Consider the following 19,204-nt stretch of genomic DNA (forward strand, 5'->3'; position numbering starts at 1 on the left):
CCGCTGCGCCACCCGACCCGGTGCTGCGGAACGTTTTCCGGCCTGCCCTTGACTAAGGGGCAGGCCCGGGGGCCGGCCCAAAGAGCCGCCCCCGCAGGCCGCATACCGATGATGCGCCGCCATGACAACAGCGCCGGTCTGCACCGTGCGCAGGAACACCAGAATGACCACACTGCTCCGCTTACCCACCCCACGCCATCTGCGCGCCGGTGCCTGTGCACTGGGCATGCTGCTGGCCCTGTCCGGCTGCAACAACTTCAGCGGTGACGAACGGCAGCAGGCCGAGGTGATCGGCAACTTCTACCGTATCCACCTCAAGAACCGCGCCCCCGGCCTGCCCTCGGCCGAGGAACTCAAGCAGTTCGAGCCGCTGGTCAGCCGCGCCCTCTACGCCCTGCTGACCCGGGCCGAAGCCGCCGACGTGCGCTATCACAGCGTGGCCGGCCCGCAGGCCGCGCCCCTCATCGAGGGCGACCTGTTCACCTCGCTCTACGAAGGCGCCACCTCCTTTGAAGTGCAGTCCTGCGACAGCGATACCGACCGCGCCTCCTGCCAGGTCGCCTTCCGCTACCAGAACGAGGGTGCCGACGAGTCCTGGAACGACAAGATCCTGCTGGTGCGCCAGGAACACCAGTGGCGCATCGACGATATCGAGTTCATCGGCAACGACCAGTCCTCCCAGCGCGAATACCTCAGCGACAACCTCAACGACGCCATCGACCAGGCCCAATGAGCCGAGGCGGCTCGCCGTCGCACCCCGGCGGCGGAATTGGCGGCCTTTTGGCAATGTGTTCCCGGCCTTCCTGTTGCGACCGGACGCTTAAGATATGGCTCTGGCATGCTGGGCGGCTTGCGCCCGCCTGGCTGACTGCGCAAGGGCACGCCAAAAATAGCAAAATGACCATAGCACCACGAAACAACACGCCAGCGCCATCCTGCGCCTGGCCCAGGGAGAATCGGATTGAAGCGGATCGGTAAGACACTCATGGTCGCCACCAGCCTGCTGCTTGCAGCCTGCTCGGCCAATGAAGAGGGCAAGGCCAAGGAACTGGTCACGGAGTTCTACCAGACCCATGCTTCGAACCGTCCCTCGGGCGCGCTGACGCTCAGGGAACTGATTACCTTTCGCCGTTTCCTGTCGGTGCCGCTGTTCGACCTGTTGAAGGATGTCTCGGTGGCCCAGGAGGCCCGCGTGGCGCAGTCGACAGCCGAGCAGACGGCCGATCCTGATGCCGAGCCTTTGCCGCCGCTGGTGCAAGGGGATTTGTTGACGGGCAATCCGAATGGTGCCTCCACCTTCCGGGTGGTCCGCTGCGAAGCGCAGGAGCGCGAGGCCACTTGTGCCGTGGAGCTGATCTTCAGCGACGCCAAACTGCAATCCCCGGTCAAATGGACCGACAAGCTCATGCTGGCCCGTGATGCCCGCGGCTGGGTCATCGACAACATCGAGTACGCCGGTGGCAATGCGCCCATGCGCAGCGGCACGTTACAGGATGCCCTGCGCAAGGTCTTGCAGCGCGACGCCGCGCCGATGGCGCCGATGGTACCGCTGGCCCCCGCCACGCCTGCCGCCCCGGAGAAATGAGCCCGGGCCGGTAACGGCCGCTGTGGCGCTGCGGCGCCTCCAAGAACCCGACTTCGCCCCGCGCCCTGCCGTTCTGCATGCAGGCAAGGGCGACACAAGGCTCTATAATCGCGCGATTCCCTCAGAAGCCCGCTGCGATGTCCAATCACACCTTCCTCTGGCACGACTACGAAACCTTTGGCGCCGTGCCGCGCCGCGACCGGCCTGCGCAGTTTGCCGCCGTGCGTACCGATGCCGAGCTCAACGAGATCGGCGAACCCATCATGATCTACTGCAAGCCGGCCCCGGACTACCTGCCCGACCCGGTGTCCTGCCTGATCACCGGCATCACGCCGCAGCACTGTCTGGAACACGGCATGGCCGAACACGAATTTGCGGCCCGCATCGAGCAGGCGCTCGGAGAACCCGGCACCATCGGCGTGGGTTACAACACCATTCGTTTCGATGATGAAGTCACACGCTTCATGTTCTGGCGCAACCTGATCGATCCCTATGCCCGCGAATGGGCCAACGGCTGCGGCCGCTGGGATTTGCTGGACGTGGTGCGGCTGACCTATGCGCTGCGTCCGGAGGGCATCCAGTGGCCAACCAAGGAAGACGGCAGCGTCAGCTTCAAGCTGGAGCACCTCTCCAAGGCCAATGGCCTGGCCCACGAAGCCGCACACGACGCACTCTCCGATGTGCGCGCCACCATCGCGCTGGCGCGCCTGATCCGCCAGCACAACCCGCGCCTGTTCGACTTCGCCCTGGCCTTGCACAAGAAGGACAAGGCGGCTGCCGAAATCGGCTTGCCGGCGGCCAGACCCTTCCTGCATGTGTCGGGCATGTTCCCCGTGGCCAATGGCTGCCTGGCCCTGATGTGGCCGCTGGGCATGCACCCGACCAACAAGAATGAAGTGATCGCCTGGGATCTCGGCCATGACCCCGGCGAACTGGCGGGCATGGATGCGGCCACAGTGCGCGAACGCATGTTCACCCGGCGTGATGAACTGCCGGAGGGCATGACCCGACTGCCGGTCAAGAGCATTCACCTGAACAAGTCGCCGATGGTGGTGGGTAGTCTCAAGACGCTCTCCGCCGAACGCGCCGGCCAATTGAACATCGATGTGGACGCAGCCCTGCGCCACGCCGAAAAAGCCGCCGCCCTGCCCGATTTGAGTCCGCTGTGGCGCGAGGTCTACCAGCGCGAGCAGGAAGGGCCGGTGGACGTGGATGAAGATTTGTACGGCGGTTTCATCGGCAACGCTGACCGCCGCCAGCTCACGCAGCTGCGCGCCCTGCCGGGGCAGGCACTGGCTGGTGCCAGCGTGGCCTTCGATGACAGGCGATTGAATGAAATCCTGTTCCGCTATCGCGCCCGCAACTTCCCCGAGACCTTGAGTCCCGAGGAAGCACAGCACTGGGAAGAACACCGTGCCGCACGCCTGTTCGAGGGTGCCGGTGGTGCACGCACCGTCGCGCAGCTGTTCGAGCAGATCGACCAGTTGCAGGAAGAGGCGGATGACGAGCGCACCCAGGACATCCTCGCTGCGCTGTATGACTATGCGGAGATGATTGCGCCGGCCAATCAGTAAGCAGCAGGCCCGCAGGCGCGCCTCTTGACTCTTATTCGGCGGCAGGTTCGCCCTGCGCTGCGCCGGCGGCCTTGCCCTGCGACTTCAGCTTCATGATGAAGTCGCGCAAGGCTGGGCCGATCTCCTCGAACAGCGGATGCTTGCGGTTCTTGAGGATCACTTCCCCGAACAGCTTCAAGCCCAGCGCCAGCTGCGCGCTGGTGTCACTGTCGAATTGCCCGTTGCCACGCAGGCGGGAGACGATAGTGAAGAGATCGTCATGGTTGCCCGCCTCGAAACTCAGGGGTGCGTGCAAGGGCTGTCCCTCCGAGGCCGTAGCCAGGTGCTCAAGGGTGATGCGGTAGCGACGTTCTCTCATATGAAGTTCCTTTCCAAATTCTGAAACCGCCGGCTCAGACCCGCTCCACCGCCACGGCGGCGCGGTCGATGATGTCGATGATGGCATGCAGTTCTTCCTTGGCCAGCTTGCCCTTGGCCAGGCGCGTATGCAGGGCCATGCGGAAGTTCTGCACGGCGCGGCGCAGTTCGGGCGAATCGGCGTCGGGACGTTCCTGGCGGCGCAGCTCGAACTTGCGCAGCACCTGCTGCAGCAGCTCGGCGTTTTCCTGTTCTTCCAGATAGGCTCGGCCCTCGGCGCTGAGGGTGTAGAGCTTCTTGCCGCCTTCCTCGCCCTGCACCGAGGCATGGCCCATTTCTTCCAGCAGGGTCAGGGTCGGGTAGATCACGCCAGGGCTGGGGCTGTAGCCACCGCCCACCAGCTGCTCGATGGCCTTGATCATGTCGTAGCCGTGGCGCGGCTTTTCCTGCAGCAGATGCAGCATCACGATGCGCAAGGCGCCCTGCTCGAACATGCGCGCGCCGCGTCCGCCGCCTTCACGGCCGCCGGGGCCATGATGGCCACGCGGACCGCGCGGCTCGCCGTCTTCGAACAGGCCGCCGCCATGATGCCCACGGTCGTGACGCTGGTGCTTGGGGCCGTGGCCCGGTTGGCCGGGTTGATGAAATAAATGCTTGAACATGGTGTTTCCTTCTTGTCAGGTTGCCAATGCAGCGACTGACGCACGCTGCGTGTCGATCGATATAGCCAAGATATATCTTAATCATCTGCATTTCAAGATATATCTTAATAATATTTTCAAAAAAGTATTCTGAGGGCAATATGAAGCAAAAAGCTTCACCGTCAGTCCGGCGACATTAGCTGCGGGCCAGAAGTGCTAAGGTCTTGACACCACACCCACAACAAATGAACAAGGAGACACGCATGCCCCAAGCCACCACCCCCAATGCGCCCATTGGCCGCTTCCCCATCCCCGATCTTCATACGCTGCCGGAGGATATCCGCAGCCGCATCCTGGCCGTGCAGGAAAAGTCCGGATTCATCCCCAACGTGTTTCTGGTACTGGCGCATCGGCCGGATGAATTCCGCGCCTTCTTCGCCTATCACGATGCCTTGATGGACAAACCCGGCGGGCTCACCAAGGCCGAGCGCGAGATGATCGTGGTGGCTACCAGCAACGCCAACCAGTGCCAGTATTGTGTCGTGGCCCATGGGGCGATCCTGCGCATCCGCGCCAAAGATCCGCTGCTGGCCGACCAGGTCGCCATCAACTACCGCAAGGCCGACATCAGCGCGCGACAGAAGGCCATGCTGGACTTCGCCATGAAGGTCTCGGCCAGCGCCGGGGCTGTGAATGATGAGGATTTCGCCACGCTCAAGGCGCATGGCTGGGAAGAGGAAGACGCCTGGGACATGGCCGCCATCGCGGCCTTCTTCGGCATGTCGAACCGGCTGGCCAACGTGACCAGCATGCGGCCCAATGAAGAGTTCTATCTGATGGGACGCCTGAGCCCGCAATGAAGCATCAGCGCTGGCCGCCGTGCCAGCGCGCCACCCGTTGCAGGCAGGCGTGCAGACCGTCCTGCACCAGTTCGGCGGCATGCGCCAGCATGAGATTGCGCGGCAGTCCGAAATCCTCGATCAGCATGCCTGCGCGGCAGTAACCCGGTTCGGCTTGCGGCACCTGATGCAGCAGGTCCTGCGCCGGCGTGTTGTAACACCACACCTTCTTGCCGCGCCCGACGGCGTATCCGATCTCGAAGACCGTGCCCGAGTCGGGTTCATGCCCGCGAAAATCGCAGACATTGGCCACCACGTAATCCGCGGAGTCGATCAGGGCCACATTGATCTGGTAGATGCGGCGCGCCACCTCGGCCTTGCTGTCGCCGCTGACCTCGTCGTCACCGGGGCACAGGGCGACCAGCCCGAGTTCGGCGCACCACTGCTTGATCTGCAGTTTGTGCTGCGCATAATCGCGCTGGAAGACATCGGGGCCGGCCAGGTAGATGCGGGGCTGCGGGGTCATGGTTGATCCTGTGGAATACGCGGGAACCGGCAGGATAACGCAAACCTTCATCTCCTCATGAACGCAGTTGCGCCACAATCTCCGCGCGATCGAAATCTGCGCCGAAGTCATCGACCTGCACGCTCTGGTCGCCATAGCGGGCAAAGGCATCAAGCGCGTCCTTCTCCTGCTGCGAGATCAGCTGGCGTTCCAGCGCCAGCCCACTCCAGGCCGGGACTTCCAGCAGGCTCTGCGGCATCGGCGGCAGCTTGCCCTCCTTGATGTCGGCCTTGAGTCTATGCTCCAGTTGCTGCACCACCGGCGTGAGCATGAAGGCCTTCTCGCCGCAGGCCAGCGGGTCACCATCGCGCGGGACATAGACATCGGCCACCAGCCGGTTGCGGCTCTCGCCCGGCGTCTGCATGGCCTTGGCCACGCGTGTGCCCAGCACGTCCGAGGGCTGGCGGTAGGGCCGGCCAAGCGGGAAGATCAGCACCCGCAAGAGCAGCGCGATGACCGGATTGGGAAAGTTGTGCAAGACCTCGATGATGGCTTCCTGGGCGCGATGCAGCGCATCCTGCACCGACCAGTCCACGTAGGGCAGATCCTCCTCCTGCCGGCCCTCGTCCTCGAAGCGTTTGAGTACCGCAGAGACGAGATAGAGCTGCGAGACCACATCGCCCAGCCGTGCCGACATCCGTTCACGGAACTTGAGGGTGCCGCCCAGTACGCCCATGCTCACATCGGTGAGCAACGCAAAGGCCGAGGACAGATGCACCACCGCGCGGAAGTAGCTTCGCGTGGCGCCTGTCGCATGACTTGAGGAAGGCAGCAGCCAGCCACGGCTGATGCCGCCCACGAAGCTGCGCGCCGCATTGGCCGCGACGAAGGAAAGGTGGGCGAAGAGCAGCCGGTCAAATTCCTGCACGGCGCGTTCGCGGTCCTCGTCAGCAGCGGTGGCCAGTTCCTGCAACACATAGGGATGACAGCGGATGGCCCCCTGGCCGAAGATGATCAGGCAGCGCGTCAGGATATTGGCGCCCTCCACCGTGATGGCAATGGGTACCTGCTGGTACACCCGCGCCAGGAAATTGCCCGGCCCCATGCAGATGCCCTTGCCGCCGATCACGTCCATGCCGTCATTGACCACCATGCGCCCGCGCTCGGTGACGTGGTACTTGGAAATGGCCGAGATGACCGAAGGCTTCTCGCCGGCATCCACCGCCAGTGCCGACAAGCGGCGCGTGGCATCCATCATGTAGAGATGCCCGCCCATGCGCGCCAGGGCTTCCTGCACGCCTTCGAACTTGCCGATCTCGATCTTGAACTGGCGTCGCATGGCGGTGTAGGCACTGGTACCGCGCACGGCCAGCTTGGAGAAGCCGACGCTGGAGGAAGGCAGAGAAATCGCCCGCCCTGCCGCCAGACATTCCATCAACATGCGCCAGCCGCGTCCGACCTGCTCGGCACCGCCGATCACCCATTGCATCGGAATGAAGACATCGCGCCCCTCGGTCGGCCCGTTCTGGAAGACGGCATTGAGCGGCCAGTGGCGACGTCCGGTGATCACGCCCGGATGAGCGGTCGGAATCAGGGCGCAGGTAATGCCCGGCTCGGCATTGCTGCCCAGCAGTCCGTCCGGATCACGCACGCGAAAGGCCAGGCCCAGCACGGTCGCAATCGGTGCCAGGGTGATGTAGCGCTTGCTCCAGGTCACCCGGAAGCCCAGGGTTTCGCGCCCCTCATGCTCGCCCTTGCAGACGATGCCCACATCCGGAATGGCCGCCGCATCCGAGCCCGCATAGGGACTGGTCAGCGCGAAGCAGGGAATTTCCAGGCCCTGGGCCAGGCGCGGCAGGTAATGATTCTTCTGGGCCTCGGTCCCGTAATGCAGCAGCAACTCCGCCGGGCCCAGCGAATTGGGCACCATCACCGCGATGGCCGCCGCCGAACTGCGCGAGGCCAGCTTCATCACCACCTGCGAATGCGCATAGGCCGAGAACTGCTTGCCGCCATATTGACGCGCAATGATCATGCCCAGAAAACCCTTGTCCTTGATGAACTGCCAGGCTTCGGGCGGCAGGTCCTGGGTCTTCACGCTGGTCTCCCAGTCGCTGACCATGGCACACAACTGCTCGACCTCGTTGTCGAGGAAACTCTGTTCTTCCGGCGTCAGGCGCGGTGCGGGCAGCTCGAAGAGGCGCTTCCAGTCCGGCTTGCCCGAGAACAGCTCGGCATCCCACCAGACGGTGCCGGCCTCGATGGCATCGCGCTCGGTGGCTGACATGCCGGGCATGATCTTGCGGAACAGGTCCAGTGCCGGGCGCGTCATCAGCGACTGACGCACGGACTTGATGGCCACCAGCAGCGTCGGCGTAAAGAAAAGGATGGCCAGCAGCACCAGCACCGGCAATTCAATACCGGCCAGGCGCGCGCCCAGCCAGATCAGGACAGCCTCGGCCACCAGCCAGATCCAGGCGCCCGCGCGCATCATCATGAGGGCCAGTGCGCTGGCGATGAGAAGAATGAGCCAGATGATCATGTCGCCTCCTGTGCTGTTGTCATTGCGGATGAGGGGTGCAGGCCGTGACACAGTGTGGCACCGAATGCCGGCAGCGCCAAGCCGACATCCCGCTAGCCGGTCGCCTCACCCTATCGCGCCAGCTCATCCGGCGCAATCGGACAGTGCAGCCTGCCCCGGTCAGACAACGCCGGACAAGCCGCCGCCCATGCCATCCATTACAATCCCGGCATTGCAGCGTGCAGCAGCGGAGAACACATCATGAAATGGGAAGGCAATCGCGAAAGCGACAACGTGGAAGATCGCCGTGGCGAGGATGGCGGCGGGGGCGGCGGCTTTGGCTTCGGCGGACGTTCCATCGGGCTGGGCACGATAGCGGTGGCGCTGGTGGCGTCCTATTTCCTGGGCATCAATCCGCTGACCATGCTCAACCTGCTCTCCGGCGGCTCGCCGGCACCGGTGCAGCAGCAGGCACCGGCCCACAAGCCTGCGCCCAATGACCAGATGGCGCGCTTTGTCTCTACCGTACTGGCCGATACCGAAGACACCTGGGGTCAGATCTTCGCCAACAACGGCAAGCAGTATGTACGACCCAAGCTGGTGCTCTTCTCCGGCAGTACGCCCACCGCCTGCGGCACCGGCCAGACCGCCACCGGTCCCTTCTACTGTCCCGGTGACCAGAAGGTCTATATCGACCTGTCCTTCTATGAACTGATGAAGCAGCGTTTCAAGGTCTCCGGCAATTTCGCGCAGGCCTATGTGATCGCGCATGAAGTGGGGCACCACGTGCAACACCTGATGGGCATTTCCGACAAGGTCGATGCGGCCCGCCGCAATGCCAGCGAGAAGCAGGCCAATGCCATGTCGGTGCGACTGGAGTTGCAGGCCGACTGCTTTGCCGGAGTCTGGGCCTATCATGCCAACCAGGCCCGCCACATTCTCGAAGAAGGCGATATCGAAGACGCCCTGCATGCCGCCTCGGCCATCGGCGACGATGCCCTGCAACGCCAGGCGCGCGGCGTGGTCGTACCGGACTCCTTCACCCATGGCAGTTCGGCGCAGCGCGTGAGCTGGTTCAAGCGCGGCATTGCCCAAGGCAAGGTCAGCGCCTGCAACACCTTCGCTGCCAAGGACCTCTGACCTCTGATTTCACAACAAGGAGACGCAAGGCATGACCCTATCCTACTGGTGCATCCTGGTGGCCGGCCTGATGCCGGTCCTCACCATCGCCGTGGCCAAGTATGGCCGACGCGACTTCGACAATGCCGAACCGCGCGCCTGGCTGGACAAGCAGACCGGCGTGCGCCGCCGTGCCGACTATGCGCATCGCAACCATTTCGAGGCCTTCCCCTTCTTCGCCGCCGCCGTGCTGGTGGCGCAGCAAGTGGGCGCGCCGCAAGGGCAGATCGACATCGCCGCACTGGTCTTCATCGCCGCCCGCCTCCTCTACACGGTGCTGTACCTGGCGGACAAACCCTCGGCCCGTTCGGCGGTGTGGATCATCGGCTATCTGAGCGTGATCGCGCTGTTCGTCATCGCTGCGCGTGCCTGAGAGAGGAGCCCTCGATGAACCACCCCGCCGCCTCCCGACTGCCCCTCATGCGCGATGCCCTGGACGCCCTGCGCGCAGGGCGTGGCGACATCGCCACCCTGTGCAGCACCTGGCGCGCCCAGGAAGAGGTGATGAGCGCCCTGCCCGCCCGCTATCGCCAGGTCGCCGAAGACCTGCTGGCGCGACTCGAAGCCGGCAGCCTCTTCACCGAGGAAAGCTGCTCCTTCAGCCAGAAGGATCTCACCGACAGCCTCGCCACCTGGCTGGACAAGGCGCAGCAGACGTTGGAAAACGCCGCCTGAACACCTGCGCGACTGGACAAATAGCCGCGCCGGGCGTACCGTACCGCTCCCCCTTGCCACCTGTCGTGACCGGGGTTTCCGAAAGAAAGCACATGCAAAAGATCACCTTCCCGCTGCAAGGCCATCCCTACGTCGAGCTCAACCAATTGCTCAAACTCTGCGGCCTGTGCGACAGCGGGGGCGCCGGCAAGCAGCTGGTGGCCGACGGCCAGGTCAAGGTCGACGGCAAGCAGGAAACCCGCAAGACCTGCAAGATCACCGCCGGCCAGAAAGTCACGCTGGGCGACGTGCAGATCACGGTGCTGGCCGAATGAGCCCGCACGCCGGCGTCGACGCGCTACTGGACTTCTGGTTCGGTCCCGAGTGGGAGCAGCTCCCCGCGCATCAGGTGGCCGAACGCCAGAAGAAGCTCTGGTGGAGCAAGAACCCCGACATCGACGCCCAATGCCGCACCCGCTTCGAACCGCTGGTGCAGCAGGCAGCCGCCAACCAGCTCGACGACTGGACCGAATCCCCGCGCAGCATGCTGGCCCTGATCCTGTTGCTGGACCAGATGCCGCGCAATATCTACCGCGATACCCCCCAGGCCTTCGCCTTCGATGCGCTGGCGCGCCAGTGCAGCCACCTGGCGCTGGCCATGGGACTGGACGCCGCCTTGCCGCCGCTGGCCCGGGTCTTCGTCTACCTGCCGCTGGAACATGCCGAAGACCTGGACGACCAGGAGTATGTGGTGCAACTCATGGGCAGCCTGGCCAAGGCCGCCAGCGGCGAGGACAGGCCGAGCTTTGACGGTTATGCCGACTATGCGCGACGTCACCATGCCGTGATCAAACGTTTCGGTCGCTTTCCGCATCGCAATCGCATCCTGGGGCGTGACAGCACGCCGGAGGAAGTCGAATTCCTAAAGCAACCGGGCTCTTCCTTCTGAAGTTTTCGATGGCGGCAGACTGATTCGGGCTTTTGCTGGAGCGGCGTTTTCTTTTTCCCTAGACTCGCGGGCTTTCCCTTGCAGGATTTCCCATGCGTGGTCGCTCCCGTGGTTTTTCGATGATGGAAGTACTGGTGGCCATGCTGGTCATCGGCACTGGTGCCCTGGCCATCGCCATGCTGCAACTGCATGCGCTGCGCAGCAGCCGCGACAGCAGCCTGCATGCGCGCGCCACGCTGATGGCGCAAGAACTGGCCGAACTGCGCGCGGCCTTGCCGGCTGGCACCGCCCCATCCGATGCGCTACTGTTTTCGCTCACCACCGGCAAACCGCTCAGCGCCCCTGCCGATTGCGAACAGGCCGCCTGCAGCCCGACTGATTTCGCCCTGGCCAGCCTGGCCGACTGGAGTGGCAGGCTGGTACGCGACTTCCCCCATGTCCGTGTCACGGTCTGCCGTGACGGCCAGCGCGCAGCGCCGGAAGACTGGCGCTGCGACGCACTGGAGCACAGTCCGGTGGTCCTGAAAATGGCCTGGCGCCGCCTCGCTACGGGCAGTCCCGCTGCCGGTGGCACGACACCGCTGTTGAGCCTGATCCTGGGACATTGACGATGCTGTCCCGTCTGTCCCTCCCGATCCGAATGCGGCGCCTGCAGGAAGCCGGGCTGACGCTGGTCGAACTGATGATCGCGCTGGCCGTCGGCCTGCTGGTGGTGCTGGTTGCCGGCACCCTGCTGCAGCAGGCGCGCACAGCCTATCAGGAGATGGATGACGCCGGACGCGTCGAGGAGACTGGCCGGGTGGCCCTGGATCACCTGCAGCAGGTGTTGCGCCAGGCTGGCCATCTGCCTGTGGAGAGTCTCCCCGAGGGCGCGCCGCCGGCCCTGCTGGCGGGCCTGCGCGGCCTGGATGACAGCCGCCAGGCCGATGCACTCGATCCGGCCGCAGGACGCTTCGGCAGCAGTACCGGCGATGGCGTCAACCGCAGCGACCTGCTGATGCTGGGCTTCTTCGGCGCCCCGCGCGGCAGCCATGCCCAGCTCAGCCATTGCAGCGGCGCGCCGGCCCCGGTGAAGCCGCTTGAAGAAGCCGCACGCCACTGGGTCATCTATTTCATCGCCCCCGGCACCGGCGATGAACCCGAGCTGCGCTGCCGCTACCAGGGCAAGAACGGTGCCTGGACCTCCGATGCCATCGCCCGTGGCGTGGAAGCCATGCAGTTGCGCTACGCCATCGACAGCGACGACGATGGCCGTCCCGACCGCTGGCTGGACGCCTCATCCATGCCTGCCGATGCCTGGAACCGCGTCGTGCTGGTGCGTATCGCGCTGCTGGTGCGCGGTCTGCAGCGACGCCCTGCGCCGCAGGATAGCGAGGCGCGCGCTTACGACCTCTTCCTCCCCGCGCGCCGCTCCGATCCCGCCTGGCGCGTCATCGAATCGGGCCAGGAACAGCGGCGCCGTGCGGTGTTCCAGGGCACCGTGATGTTGCGCAACCTGGTGGTTGCGGAGCTCCGCCAATGAAGATTGCGACGCGCCCCGACCATCAGCACGGTGCCACCCTGATGATCACGCTCATGCTGCTGAGCGTGATCATGCTGCTGGGTGTGGCCACCACCTCGCTGCTCCTGCTGGAGGAACGCGGCGCGCGCAATCATCGCGAACATGCCCAGGCCAGACTGGCGGCCCAGGCGGCGCTGGAGGATGCCTGCGATGACCTGCGCTACCACCGCCACATCGATCCCGAGGAGTTTGGCGCGGCGCGCGCCTGCCGCACCGATGCCGCCGGTGCCGGCCTGTGCGTCGGCCAGCCCGAACATGCCGGCTGGGAGCCGGCCCAGCTGCACGGCCCCCGGGCAATCTCGGCTACCTACGGGCAATTCACCGGACGCCAGTTCCGCGCCCTGCCCGGCGTACCGATACCGCGCTATCTGATCGAACGGCTGGCACCGGTGGACCACAAGACTGCGGGCCGGCTTGCACAGGAACAGGCGTCCACCCCGCTCTATCGTCTCAGTGCCGTCGGCTATGGCCGGCATGGCGCCATCCTGGCCCTGCAGGCACTGGTGCGTTTGCCAGCCCGGCCGGCCAGCGCTCCTGCCAGTTGTCCGCTGCGGGCCTGGCGTCCTCTCTATCTGACTTTAACGGAATGAACATGTCTGTCCCCCTGCTCGCCCCTCCCTTGCCGCCACGCGGCTTCACCCTGCTGGAAATCCTGGTCAGCCTGGCCATCGTCATCCTGCTGGCCGCACTGGGCTGGAATGGCTACCGCCATATCGTCCAGAAAGCCGGCCGCGCCGAAGGACGCGCCGCCATTCTGCACGTGCTGCTGCAACAGGAACGCCACCATGCCTACCAGCACCGCTACCGGGCATTCCAGCCGGGCAGCGCGGCGCAGGGATTCAAGTGGTATTCCGGTGCCACCCCGCAGACCAGCGCCTATGCTCTGTCGGCAAGAGCCTGCGAGGAAGAGGATCTCTCCAGCTGCGTGCTGGTCACGGCCACGCCCGGAGGCAGTGGCGTCAACAGCGGCTATGAGGATCGTCAGTGCGGCGTGCTGCAGGCCGACAGCCGGGGCAACCGCCGCGCTGACGGCAAGGAGTGTTGGTGACTCCATGCGTGCAACAGGATTTACGCTCATCGAGCTGATGGTGACCTTGCTCATTGCCGCCCTGGTGCTGGGGGTCGGCCTGCCGACTTTGCGACACTTGGCCAGCGAACACCAACTGGCCGCCGCCGGCAGCGATTTCTTCCACGCCGTGCAACTGACCCGCTCGGAGGCCCTGCGCGCCGGTCGCCGCGCCGAGATGCGTCCGCGTGACGGGCGCGACTGGCAAAGCGGATGGGAGATCCAGGTCGGCCAACAGGTGGTGGCTCGCCATTCCGCCCTGGACGCCGGCATCGCCGTGGCCTATACCGTCGGCGGCGAGCTGGTGGCCTATCAACCGGACGGCCAGCCGGTCACGCGCGGCACCTGGTATTTCAGCGGCGGCGTGAATTCACGCGCCGTGGTGATCAATTTCCTGGGTCGGGTACGGATCTGCAATCCGGTGATCGACATCGAGTGCAGCCAGGCCGCCACCGAGTGAAGCAGGCGCAGACAGCCTTGCGGATGATCGCGCAAAGCCGTGTATATTGACGGGCATCCGGCCTCGCCCGTGGCAGGCCCTGCCGCCTTTTTCGTTTTTGCTCACCATGACTTCCACCGCCGACCCGCTCTACCAGTTCGATATCGAGAATGACCAGCAAGCCATGGCGCTGGCCTTGCTGCAGGCCGGCTTCGGCATGCTCGACACCACGCCCAATCCACGCGTGGGCTGCGTCATCGTCAAGGAGCGGCGCATCATCGGTGCCGGCTTCACCCAGCCGCCGGGCGGTCACCATGCCGAGATCCAGGCCATGGCCGACGCCGCCGCGCGCGGTGCTGACGTACGCGGCGCTACCGTCTATGTCACGCTGGAACCCTGCAGCCATTTCGGCCGCACCCCGCCTTGCGCCGATGCACTCATTCGTGCCGGCGTGGCGCGCGTGGTGGCGGCCATCGCCGATCCCAATCCGCTGGTAGCCGGACAGGGTCTGGCCCGCCTGCAGGCGGCCGGCATCGAAGTGGCCTGCGGCCTGCTGGAAGAAGAGGCGCGCGAGATCAACATCGGCTTCCTGCATCGCATGCGCACCGGCCGCCCCTGGGTGCGCATGAAGAGCGCCGCCAGTCTCGATGGCAAGACCGCCCTGCACAATGGCGTGAGCCAGTGGATCACCAGCCAGGCCGCCCGCGATGATGGCCACATCTGGCGCGCCCGCGCCTGCGCCATCCTGGCCGGCATCGGCACCATCCAGAAAGACGATGCTCAACTGACCGTACGCGCCATCGACACCCCGCGCCAGCCGCGCCGCATCGTGGTCGACAGCAAGCTGATCGTCTCGCCCGAGGCGCGCGTCATCCAGGGTGGCAATACCTGGATCTTCACGGCCACCGATGACCGCGAGAAACGCGCCGCCCTCGAAGCTGAAGGCGCCGAGGTGATCCTGCTGGCCAACGCCGAGGGCAAGGTCGACCTGCCCGGCCTGGTGCGCGAACTGGGGCAGCGGCAGATCAATGAACTGCATGTGGAAGCCGGCGCCAAGCTCAACGGCGCCCTGATCCGCGCAGGCTGCGTGGATGAACTGCTGGTCTACCTGGCCCCGGCCCTGATCGGCGATGGCCGCAACATGTTCGAGCTGCCGCCGCTGGAAGACCTGTCGGGCAAGATCGGCATCCACTTCCACGAGGTCAAGCAGGTCGGGCCGGATTTGCGTATCCTTGCCCGTTTCGCGTAAGTGATTTTTTGCTTTTTATTTCAGATTTTTTGTATCAGGACTGAATCATGTTTACAGGAATCGTTGCCGCCGTCGGCACCATCACCTCCGTGACCCCCTTGGCAGCTGGCCCCGAGGCCGGTGTTCGGCTGACCATCGATGCGGGCGCCCTGCCCATGGCCGATGTCGGCCTGGGTGATTCGATTGCGCTCAATGGCGCCTGCATGACCGTGGTGGAGAAGACCGAGCGCGGCTTCACCGTCGATGTCTCCCGTGAAAGCCTGCGCCTGACGGCAGGGCTGGACGTTCCCGGCGAAGTCAACCTGGAAAAGGCCCTGACCCTGGCCGAGCGCCTCGGTGGCCACCTGGTCTCCGGCCACGTCGATGGCCTGGGACAGGTGCATTCCTTCGAGCCGGTGGGCGAATCGCGCGAGCTGATCGTCGATGCGCCCAAGGTCCTGGGCAAGTACCTGGCCTACAAAGGGTCGATCGTGGTCAATGGCGTATCGCTGACGGTCAACCGCGTGGAAGACCTGGCTGACGCCTGTCGCTTCTCCATCAACCTGATTCCGCATACCGTGGAAGTGACCACCCTCAAGCACCTGAAGGCGGGCAGCAAGGTCAATCTGGAGATTGACCTGATTGCGCGGTATGTAGAGCGCATGCTGTCCTCGGCCCAGGCTTCGCCCACCACTCCCTCCGCCTGAGCCGGGCTCAGGCCGGCTTGCCGGTCCGCCGGGCCACCAGCTCGGCAATACGGCGCCGGATCTTCTCGTCGGCCGCCGGACCTTCGGCAATGATGTGCGTGGCCGGCGTGATGGGCTTGCCGGTCTCGGCGTCCACCATCAGCGGGATGGCCTGCTTGCCGGTCTCGATGTCGGTCAGGATCACGCTCTGCCCTTCCGGCGCGAAATGGCTGTTACCCCACTGCAGCAGAGCCAGCAGCACCGGCCGGAAATCCCGGCCGCGCGGCGTGAGGTGGTATTCGTAACGGGGAGGCCGTTCCGAATACAGCACCTTCTCCAGCAAGCCCTCTTCCACCAGCCCCGCCAGGCGGCGCGTGAGGATGTTGGGCGCAATCTCCAGGTGCTTCTGGAATTCATCAAAGCGCGTGAGCCCGTAGAAAGCGTCACGCAAGATCAGGATGCTCCACCACTCGCCCACGCGATCCAGCGAGCGGGCGATCGGGCACTGCATGTCATCAAAACGCTTGCGCTGCATGTCTTGCTCTCCATTGCTTGGCTCTACCATCGTCTGCCGCCCGGCCCACCAAGCTTTTCGGCCGGCCCCGCAGGAGGCCCCGCATTGTGCCACGCCCAAGATCTGCATGAAGCTCAATGCGCATCGGCCGAGGGTGCCTTGGGCGGCGCCACCTTGCGCATGAACGGCACCATCAGTGTAGCGATCACGAAACAGCAGCCCACGGCGAGGAAAGCATCGGCAAAGGTCATTGTCAATGCCTCGCGATAGGTAAGCTGCCACAGCTGCCGCAAGGCCGCCGCCTGGCCCGCCAGGACATCGCCCAGTTGGGACGCGAGGTCGCCAGCCAATATACCCTGCCATTGCAGCATGGCCTCATTGACGCCGTTGAGGTGCTCGGCCAGCCGCATGAAGTGCAGGTTGGTCCGGTCATTGAGGATGGTGGCGCACAGGGCGATACCGATGGCGCCCCCCAGGTTGCGCATCAGGTTGAACAGCCCCGAAGCGAACTTCAGCCGCGCCGGGGCCAGGCTGCCCAGGGTCAGCGTCACCGTCGGCGGCACCGCCAGTTGCTGGGCAACGCCGCGCAGGGCTTGCGGTAGCAGCAGCTGGGCCCAGCCCCAGTCATGCGTGATGGGAACGAACTGCCACATCGACAGCGTGAACAGGGCCAGGCCGATCATCATGATCCAGCGCAGGTCAAGATGGCGCGTGAGCCAGGCATAGAGCGGGATGGACATGATCTGGAACAGTCCGGTGGAAAACACCGCCAGCCCGATCTGCAGCGCACTGAAGCCACGCACCCGGCCCAGGAACAGCGGCGTGAGGTAGATGGTGGCAAAGATGCCGATGCCGGTGACGAAGGAAAAGAAACATCCCAGCGCAAAATTGCGTTCCTTCAGCGCCCGCAGGTCCACCACCGGTTCGGCCGCACTGAGGCTGCGCCAGACGAAGAGCACGCCCGAAACTCCCGCTACCCAGGCAGTGGTGGCGATCGCCGGATCGCTCATCCAGTCCCAGCGCGGACCTTCTTCCAGCGTGTATTCCAGGCAACCGAGGAAGAGCGACATGAGCAGGATGCCCGGATAGTCGGCGCGCCGGAACAGCGACCAGTCCGGCAGGTCGATGCGCACCAGGCGCGGGACGGTGAGCGTGATGAAGATGCCCGGCAACAGGTTGATGAAAAATAGCCAGTGCCAGCTGTAGTGGTCGGTAATCCAGCCGCCGACGGTGGGGCCCAGCGTCGGTGCCAGCGAGGCGATGGCACCGATGGTGGAGGCGGCGATCACGCGCTGCTTGTTGTCGAAAAAAGCGAAGGCCGTGGTGAACACGGTAGGAATCATCGAGCCGCCCAAAAAGCCCTGCAGGGCCCGGAACACGATCATGCTCTGGATATTCCACGCCAGGCCGCACAGCAGGCTGGTGAGGGTGAAACCGGCCGCCGAGAAAGCGAACAGCCAGCGCGTGGACATGGTGCGCGTCAACCATCCCGAGAGCGGGATGACGATGATCTCGGCGATCAGGTAGCTGGTCTGCACCCAGGTCGTCTCATCGTTGCCGGCCGAGAGCCCGCCGCCGATGTCGCGCAGCGAAGCCGACACGATCTGGATATCCAGCAAGGCCACGAACATGCCGATGCACATCACGCCAAAGGCGAACACCTTGGAGGACGTGCTCATCTGCGACGGCTGGATCAGCCGCGCCGCCGCTGCACTGGCCGCGTTCATGAACCCTGGCCCCGGCGGTCCACCCTGGCCACCACCGACAGCCCGGGTCGCAAGGCGTCGAGCACGCCGTCCGCGCTATCGAGCAGGATGCGCACCGGCACCCGCTGGACGATCTTGGTGAAGTTGCCGGTGGCGTTTTCCGGCGGCAGGACACTGAACTGCGCGCCGGTGGCCGGCGCCACGCTGGCCACATGACCATGGAAGACACGGCCGGGAATCGCATCGGCCTCGACCGTGGCGGGATTGCCGGGACGGATCCCGGCCAACTGGCTTTCCTTGAAATTGGCATCGATCCACAGTCCGCGTGCCGGCACGATCACCATCAACTGGCTGGCCGTGGCGGCATAAGCCCCGGTGCGGGCGCGGCGATTGCCGACCACGCCATCGATGGGCGCGCGCAATTCGGTATAGCGCAGGTTCAGTTGCGCCGCTTCCCGCTCGGCCCGGGCCTGGGCCAGTCCGGCCTCGGCCTGCTGGCGCCGGGTCTGGATCACTTCCAGCTGGCGCGTCGCCACGGCCAGGCCAGCCTGCGCCTTCTGGCTGTTGGCAGCGGCCTGGCGGAAATCGGCCGCAGCTTTCTGGGCACTCCGCACCGAAACGGCTGCGCGGTCGACCAGGCGCTCGAAGCGACGGTCATCGTCCTGCGCCCGCACCAGCTCGGCCTGGCTGGCGTCGACCCCGGCACGGGCTTGCGCGATCAGTGCGGTCTGCACTGCGCGCGTGGCCTCCAGGTTGGCGATCTCGGCCTGCCGTGCCGCCACCCCGCCTTCGGCACGCGCCAGGGCGGCGCGGTAGTCGCTGTCGTCGAGTTTGGCCAGCAGGTCTCCGGCATGCACGAACTGGTTGTCGGTCACCTGTACGGCCGCGATGTAGCCCGGTACCTTGGCACTGATGACGGTGATGTCGCCGCCCACATAGGCGTCGTCAGTGTCCTCCATGAAGCGCCCGTGCTGCCACCAATGCCATCCATAGAAGCCCAGCACGATGGCTGCCGCCGCCCCTACGGCCAAGCCCACATGCAGCCGCCCCGCCATGGGCTTGCGGACCGCCTGGGGTGAGGGATCGGGTGAGGTAGGTGTCGCCATGGCACAGCTCCTTGCAAAGATCGATGAAAGAAAAAAATAACGGCGCCGCGGGAAGCATTGCCAAGTGACGCGGCCCATCAATGCGCAGCGGCAA

At 65.0% G+C, this 19,204-nt stretch carries 23 protein-coding genes; 16 read left to right on the forward strand and 7 right to left on the reverse strand.

The genetic code is table 11. The features are described from left to right. Positions 1-163 precede the first annotated feature (163 nt). The 3 genes from GWL_RS14420 to sbcB all read left to right on the forward strand — a co-directional run bounded on the left by GWL_RS14420 (position 164) and on the right by sbcB (position 3,159). Complete coding sequence (locus GWL_RS14420; protein ID WP_008331446.1) at positions 164-733, forward strand: DUF3828 domain-containing protein; 570 nt, start codon at positions 164-166, stop codon at positions 731-733. Positions 734-985: 252 nt separating this feature from the next. Beyond that, positions 986-1,585, forward strand: a complete 600-nt coding sequence (locus tag GWL_RS14425; RefSeq protein WP_008331449.1) for a hypothetical protein — start codon at positions 986-988, stop codon at positions 1,583-1,585. A 137-nt stretch (positions 1,586-1,722) separates the two neighbouring features. Next, positions 1,723-3,159, forward strand: a complete 1,437-nt coding sequence (gene sbcB, locus GWL_RS14430) for an exodeoxyribonuclease I (RefSeq protein WP_008331452.1) — start codon at positions 1,723-1,725, stop codon at positions 3,157-3,159. Positions 3,160-3,190: 31 nt separating this feature from the next. Here the strand turns inward: sbcB and GWL_RS14435 are convergent, their stop codons facing one another. Both GWL_RS14435 and GWL_RS14440 read right to left on the reverse strand, forming a co-directional pair. Further along, positions 3,191-3,517: a DUF3861 domain-containing protein gene (locus GWL_RS14435; protein ID WP_008331454.1), complete on the reverse strand. Its 327-nt coding sequence runs from the start codon at positions 3,515-3,517 to the stop codon at positions 3,191-3,193. A 34-nt stretch (positions 3,518-3,551) separates the two neighbouring features. Next, positions 3,552-4,178 (reverse strand): PadR family transcriptional regulator, encoded by a 627-nt coding sequence (locus tag GWL_RS14440; protein WP_008331455.1) that lies wholly within the window; start codon positions 4,176-4,178, stop codon positions 3,552-3,554. A gap of 242 nt (positions 4,179-4,420) precedes the next feature. On the opposite strand from GWL_RS14440, the gene GWL_RS14445 reads away from it, so the two are divergent. Beyond that, the gene (locus GWL_RS14445) at positions 4,421-5,017 is read left to right on the forward strand and encodes a peroxidase-related enzyme (protein WP_008331456.1); all 597 of its coding nucleotides are present in this window, start codon (positions 4,421-4,423) and stop codon (positions 5,015-5,017) included. A gap of 4 nt (positions 5,018-5,021) precedes the next feature. On the opposite strand, the gene GWL_RS14450 is transcribed toward GWL_RS14445, so the two are convergent. Next, positions 5,022-5,522: a nucleoside 2-deoxyribosyltransferase gene (locus GWL_RS14450; RefSeq protein ID WP_008331457.1), complete on the reverse strand. Its 501-nt coding sequence runs from the start codon at positions 5,520-5,522 to the stop codon at positions 5,022-5,024. A gap of 55 nt (positions 5,523-5,577) precedes the next feature. Further along, positions 5,578-8,043 carry an acyl-CoA dehydrogenase gene (locus GWL_RS14455; RefSeq protein WP_008331460.1) on the reverse strand — a complete coding sequence of 822 codons (2,466 nt, stop codon included), beginning with the start codon at positions 8,041-8,043 and terminating at the stop codon, positions 5,578-5,580. A gap of 240 nt (positions 8,044-8,283) precedes the next feature. Between GWL_RS14455 and GWL_RS14460 the strand changes: the two genes are divergently transcribed. From GWL_RS14460 to GWL_RS14515, 12 genes are all read left to right on the forward strand, one after another. Further along, positions 8,284-9,162: a neutral zinc metallopeptidase gene (locus tag GWL_RS14460; protein WP_008331462.1), complete on the forward strand. Its 879-nt coding sequence runs from the start codon at positions 8,284-8,286 to the stop codon at positions 9,160-9,162. A 31-nt stretch (positions 9,163-9,193) separates the two neighbouring features. Continuing rightward, positions 9,194-9,574 (forward strand): MAPEG family protein, encoded by a 381-nt coding sequence (locus GWL_RS14465; RefSeq protein WP_008331464.1) that lies wholly within the window; start codon positions 9,194-9,196, stop codon positions 9,572-9,574. A gap of 14 nt (positions 9,575-9,588) precedes the next feature. Next, positions 9,589-9,876, forward strand: coding sequence for a hypothetical protein (locus tag GWL_RS14470; protein WP_008331466.1), 288 nt, complete (start codon positions 9,589-9,591; stop codon positions 9,874-9,876). 92 nt (positions 9,877-9,968) lie between these two features. Next, positions 9,969-10,190, forward strand: a complete 222-nt coding sequence (locus GWL_RS14475; RefSeq protein ID WP_008331468.1) for an RNA-binding S4 domain-containing protein — start codon at positions 9,969-9,971, stop codon at positions 10,188-10,190. Continuing rightward, positions 10,187-10,804: a DUF924 family protein gene (locus tag GWL_RS14480; RefSeq protein WP_008331470.1), complete on the forward strand. Its 618-nt coding sequence runs from the start codon at positions 10,187-10,189 to the stop codon at positions 10,802-10,804. Before GWL_RS14475 ends, GWL_RS14480 begins: the two co-directional genes overlap by 4 nt. A 92-nt stretch (positions 10,805-10,896) precedes the next feature. Further along, positions 10,897-11,412: a type IV pilus modification protein PilV gene (gene pilV, locus GWL_RS14485; protein ID WP_008331472.1), complete on the forward strand. Its 516-nt coding sequence runs from the start codon at positions 10,897-10,899 to the stop codon at positions 11,410-11,412. 32 nt (positions 11,413-11,444) lie between these two features. Further along, positions 11,445-12,326 (forward strand): PilW family protein, encoded by an 882-nt coding sequence (locus GWL_RS14490; RefSeq protein WP_008331474.1) that lies wholly within the window; start codon positions 11,445-11,447, stop codon positions 12,324-12,326. Then, positions 12,323-12,955 (forward strand): PilX N-terminal domain-containing pilus assembly protein, encoded by a 633-nt coding sequence (locus GWL_RS14495; RefSeq protein ID WP_008331479.1) that lies wholly within the window; start codon positions 12,323-12,325, stop codon positions 12,953-12,955. The genes GWL_RS14490 and GWL_RS14495 overlap by 4 nt, the downstream gene beginning before the upstream one ends. A gap of 2 nt (positions 12,956-12,957) precedes the next feature. After that, entirely contained in the window at positions 12,958-13,413 is a 456-nt protein-coding gene (locus GWL_RS14500) for a type IV pilin protein (protein ID WP_034350901.1), read from the forward strand. 4 nt (positions 13,414-13,417) lie between these two features. Next, positions 13,418-13,891, forward strand: a complete 474-nt coding sequence (locus GWL_RS14505; RefSeq protein WP_008331481.1) for a GspH/FimT family pseudopilin — start codon at positions 13,418-13,420, stop codon at positions 13,889-13,891. A gap of 106 nt (positions 13,892-13,997) precedes the next feature. Further along, positions 13,998-15,119 carry a bifunctional diaminohydroxyphosphoribosylaminopyrimidine deaminase/5-amino-6-(5-phosphoribosylamino)uracil reductase RibD gene (ribD, locus tag GWL_RS14510; RefSeq protein WP_008331482.1) on the forward strand — a complete coding sequence of 374 codons (1,122 nt, stop codon included), beginning with the start codon at positions 13,998-14,000 and terminating at the stop codon, positions 15,117-15,119. 47 nt (positions 15,120-15,166) lie between these two features. Continuing rightward, positions 15,167-15,805: a riboflavin synthase gene (locus GWL_RS14515; RefSeq protein WP_008331483.1), complete on the forward strand. Its 639-nt coding sequence runs from the start codon at positions 15,167-15,169 to the stop codon at positions 15,803-15,805. A 7-nt stretch (positions 15,806-15,812) separates the two neighbouring features. Here the strand turns inward: GWL_RS14515 and GWL_RS14520 are convergent, their stop codons facing one another. From GWL_RS14520 to GWL_RS14530, 3 genes are all read right to left on the reverse strand, one after another. Continuing rightward, positions 15,813-16,319 (reverse strand): helix-turn-helix domain-containing protein, encoded by a 507-nt coding sequence (locus GWL_RS14520; protein ID WP_008331484.1) that lies wholly within the window; start codon positions 16,317-16,319, stop codon positions 15,813-15,815. A 113-nt stretch (positions 16,320-16,432) separates the two neighbouring features. Further along, the gene (locus tag GWL_RS14525; RefSeq protein WP_008331486.1) at positions 16,433-18,025 is read right to left on the reverse strand and encodes a DHA2 family efflux MFS transporter permease subunit; all 1,593 of its coding nucleotides are present in this window, start codon (positions 18,023-18,025) and stop codon (positions 16,433-16,435) included. Beyond that, positions 18,022-19,110, reverse strand: coding sequence for an HlyD family secretion protein (locus GWL_RS14530; RefSeq protein ID WP_008331487.1), 1,089 nt, complete (start codon positions 19,108-19,110; stop codon positions 18,022-18,024). The genes GWL_RS14525 and GWL_RS14530 overlap by 4 nt, the downstream gene beginning before the upstream one ends. Positions 19,111-19,204 lie beyond the last annotated feature (94 nt).

It is taken from the genome of Herbaspirillum sp. GW103, assembly GCF_000261365.1.
Classification (GTDB): domain Bacteria; phylum Pseudomonadota; class Gammaproteobacteria; order Burkholderiales; family Burkholderiaceae_D; genus Herbaspirillum.

Excerpts from the sequence above, each read along its gene's own strand:
- GWL_RS14420 (WP_008331446.1), top strand. The coding sequence starts at position 164 with ATGACCACACTGCTCCGCTTACCCACCCCACGCCATCTGCGCGCCGGT.
- GWL_RS14425 (WP_008331449.1), top strand. The coding sequence starts at position 986 with ATGGTCGCCACCAGCCTGCTGCTTGCAGCCTGCTCGGCCAATGAAGAG.
- sbcB (WP_008331452.1), top strand. The coding sequence starts at position 1,723 with ATGTCCAATCACACCTTCCTCTGGCACGACTACGAAACCTTTGGCGCC.
- GWL_RS14435 (WP_008331454.1), bottom strand. The coding sequence starts at position 3,517 with ATGAGAGAACGTCGCTACCGCATCACCCTTGAGCACCTGGCTACGGCC.
- GWL_RS14440 (WP_008331455.1), bottom strand. The coding sequence starts at position 4,178 with ATGTTCAAGCATTTATTTCATCAACCCGGCCAACCGGGCCACGGCCCC.
- GWL_RS14445 (WP_008331456.1), top strand. The coding sequence starts at position 4,421 with ATGCCCCAAGCCACCACCCCCAATGCGCCCATTGGCCGCTTCCCCATC.
- GWL_RS14450 (WP_008331457.1), bottom strand. The coding sequence starts at position 5,522 with ATGACCCCGCAGCCCCGCATCTACCTGGCCGGCCCCGATGTCTTCCAG.
- GWL_RS14455 (WP_008331460.1), bottom strand. The coding sequence starts at position 8,043 with ATGATCATCTGGCTCATTCTTCTCATCGCCAGCGCACTGGCCCTCATG.
- GWL_RS14460 (WP_008331462.1), top strand. The coding sequence starts at position 8,284 with ATGAAATGGGAAGGCAATCGCGAAAGCGACAACGTGGAAGATCGCCGT.
- GWL_RS14465 (WP_008331464.1), top strand. The coding sequence starts at position 9,194 with ATGACCCTATCCTACTGGTGCATCCTGGTGGCCGGCCTGATGCCGGTC.
- GWL_RS14470 (WP_008331466.1), top strand. The coding sequence starts at position 9,589 with ATGAACCACCCCGCCGCCTCCCGACTGCCCCTCATGCGCGATGCCCTG.
- GWL_RS14475 (WP_008331468.1), top strand. The coding sequence starts at position 9,969 with ATGCAAAAGATCACCTTCCCGCTGCAAGGCCATCCCTACGTCGAGCTC.
- GWL_RS14480 (WP_008331470.1), top strand. The coding sequence starts at position 10,187 with ATGAGCCCGCACGCCGGCGTCGACGCGCTACTGGACTTCTGGTTCGGT.
- pilV (WP_008331472.1), top strand. The coding sequence starts at position 10,897 with ATGCGTGGTCGCTCCCGTGGTTTTTCGATGATGGAAGTACTGGTGGCC.
- GWL_RS14490 (WP_008331474.1), top strand. The coding sequence starts at position 11,445 with ATGCGGCGCCTGCAGGAAGCCGGGCTGACGCTGGTCGAACTGATGATC.
- GWL_RS14495 (WP_008331479.1), top strand. The coding sequence starts at position 12,323 with ATGAAGATTGCGACGCGCCCCGACCATCAGCACGGTGCCACCCTGATG.
- GWL_RS14500 (WP_034350901.1), top strand. The coding sequence starts at position 12,958 with ATGTCTGTCCCCCTGCTCGCCCCTCCCTTGCCGCCACGCGGCTTCACC.
- GWL_RS14505 (WP_008331481.1), top strand. The coding sequence starts at position 13,418 with ATGCGTGCAACAGGATTTACGCTCATCGAGCTGATGGTGACCTTGCTC.
- ribD (WP_008331482.1), top strand. The coding sequence starts at position 13,998 with ATGACTTCCACCGCCGACCCGCTCTACCAGTTCGATATCGAGAATGAC.
- GWL_RS14515 (WP_008331483.1), top strand. The coding sequence starts at position 15,167 with ATGTTTACAGGAATCGTTGCCGCCGTCGGCACCATCACCTCCGTGACC.
- GWL_RS14520 (WP_008331484.1), bottom strand. The coding sequence starts at position 16,319 with ATGCAGCGCAAGCGTTTTGATGACATGCAGTGCCCGATCGCCCGCTCG.
- GWL_RS14525 (WP_008331486.1), bottom strand. The coding sequence starts at position 18,025 with ATGAACGCGGCCAGTGCAGCGGCGGCGCGGCTGATCCAGCCGTCGCAG.
- GWL_RS14530 (WP_008331487.1), bottom strand. The coding sequence starts at position 19,110 with ATGGCGACACCTACCTCACCCGATCCCTCACCCCAGGCGGTCCGCAAG.